The sequence below is a fragment of the Shewanella sp. 10N.286.54.B9 genome (assembly GCF_041468565.1).
Lineage (GTDB): Bacteria > Pseudomonadota > Gammaproteobacteria > Enterobacterales > Shewanellaceae > Shewanella.
Genome location: NZ_JBFRIY010000078.1, coordinates 4114 through 6108, shown reverse-complemented (window position 1 = coordinate 6108; position 1995 = coordinate 4114). Strand labels below are relative to the sequence as shown.

Here is a 1995-nt window from a genome sequence, read left to right as displayed (position 1 = left end):
TGTTGGTCGCCTAATTTTCAACCAGATGCCAACAGGAGTTGAGGTTTGTCATTCTATGAACCATGGTGGTCCTTACCCTGCCAGCACTGATAGCCGTACCACTTCTGTTGGTAGCCAAGCTAAAGCTCGCTTTGAACGTCCTTTGTGTATCCAAAACATGCCAACGTCTCTTTTGCCATGCCGGTTAAAAGAAGGCCAAGCTAACATCATCACATTCTAAACATTTCAAATTATGTACAGGGAAACAACTTGTTTCCCTTTCATTATACTTATTTAAGCGGTAGTCTAAGAAAATCATCTTGAACAACTAACATAAAAACAGGATATATGAGCAGAATAACTCCTATCGTTCATAAAACACGCACTCAAGTAGTTGTAGAAGTATTGAGGGAAAAAATCCTATCAGGAGAAATTGCTGCAGGCATGCCATTACGCCAAAGCGCCCTTGCCGACGAAATGAATGTGAGCAGGATCCCCGTACGAGAGGCATTACTGCAATTAGAAGCTGAAGGGTTAGTTAAGTTTGAAGCCCATAAAGGCGCGACGGCAACCACTTTGTCAGCAGTTCAAGTTACTGAGCTATTTGATTTAAGAGCATTGATTGAAACCGATCTATTAGCTAAATCAATTCCTCATATGACTGAAGAACATTTTTCTGAAGCTGAAACAATTTTAGATGCACTCGATGTCGCCTTTCAAGATAAAGACGAAATTGAAAGCTGGAGCGGCTTAAACTCACAGTTCCATATCTGTTTATACCGTGCAGCTGACAAGCCTCATACTATTGAGGTTGTCCATGGTCTTAATACCAACTGTGACAGATATGTTCGACTAGAGCTTTATTTGGCTAGCGGGATCCCAAAAGCCCAAAGAGACCACAGAGAATTGCTTGATCTCTGCAAACAAGGTGATGTTGATAACGCTGTTAAACTTTTACGTGCCCACATCCTCCAAGCAGCTGAAGCAATTAGAGAGTTAGTTGCTCAACAAGAGGGATAGCTCACTGTTGAGTGTGAAAAGACTTGTTAAGCTTTACTTATACTGATTGACAAGGCAGACCTCAGGTTCTGCCTTTTTATTTTGAGAGAATACCTAAATGCAGTACGCAACAATAACGGGATGGGGCAAATGTGTACCTCCTGCAACTTTGACCAACCATGATCTCGCGACTTTTATCGAGACTTCAGATGAGTGGATTAAACCTCGTACAGGAATAAGCCAGCGTCATATTAGTCATGTGAATACATCAGAGCTAGCATCAGTCGCCGCTCAGCGTGCACTTGCTGCAGCCGGTATTGAAGGTAGCGATCTAGATATGATAATTCTAGCAACCGCTACGCCAGATACTTTGATCCCAAATATTGCCTCGACGGTGCAAGCAAACATAGGTGCAAGTTGTGCCGCGTTTGATATCAATGCAGCCTGCAGTGGTTTTCTTTATGGTACTGGACTTGCTAGCTCACAGATCAGAAGTGGCCAGTGTAAAAAGGTCTTAGTCATTGGCGCAGAAAGATTATCATTTTTCTTAGATTGGTCTCGCCGAGAAACTGCAGTTTTATTCGGGGACGGTGCTGGTGCCGTCGTTCTTGAAGCAACAGATGAAGCCATTGGCGTATTGGGTTATGAGCTTAATAATGATCCTGCTGGTCGTGATATTCTAAAAGCTGGCTTTGGTACTGCAATGGACAGATTCGAAGCTTCCTCACTCGATTTTTATATCGAGTTTAATGGCCAAGAGATCTTTAAGCGTGCCATTGCAGGCATGGGGAAACTGAGCACTAAGGTCATTGAAAAGTGTGGTATCGACAAAGACGATATCGATTGGGTCATTCCACACCAAGCTAACGAACGCATTATTGATACGTTAATTAGCCGTATGAAAATTCCAAAAGAAAAAGCCGTAGTTAATATTGCTAATTATGGCAATACCTCTGCAGCAACCATACCCATCGCTATTTGTGATGCTTTGGAACAAGGTAAAATTCAACCAAACCA

The 1995-nt window shown here is 42.5% G+C and carries 2 protein-coding genes and 1 pseudogene; all 3 read left to right on the top strand.

Features of this window, described 5'->3' with window-relative positions:
* Window positions 1–220, top strand: a pseudogene (locus tag AB4135_RS20970) (aldehyde dehydrogenase (NADP(+))); the annotation flags it as partial.
* Window positions 221–327: 107 nt separating this feature from the next.
* Window positions 328–999, top strand: coding sequence for a GntR family transcriptional regulator (locus tag AB4135_RS20965; RefSeq protein WP_371995368.1), 672 nt, complete (start codon window positions 328–330; stop codon window positions 997–999).
* Window positions 1000–1096: 97 nt separating this feature from the next.
* Window positions 1097–1995, top strand: an 899-nt coding sequence (locus tag AB4135_RS20960; protein ID WP_371995367.1) for a ketoacyl-ACP synthase III, incomplete at its 3' end; no start/stop codon positions are given.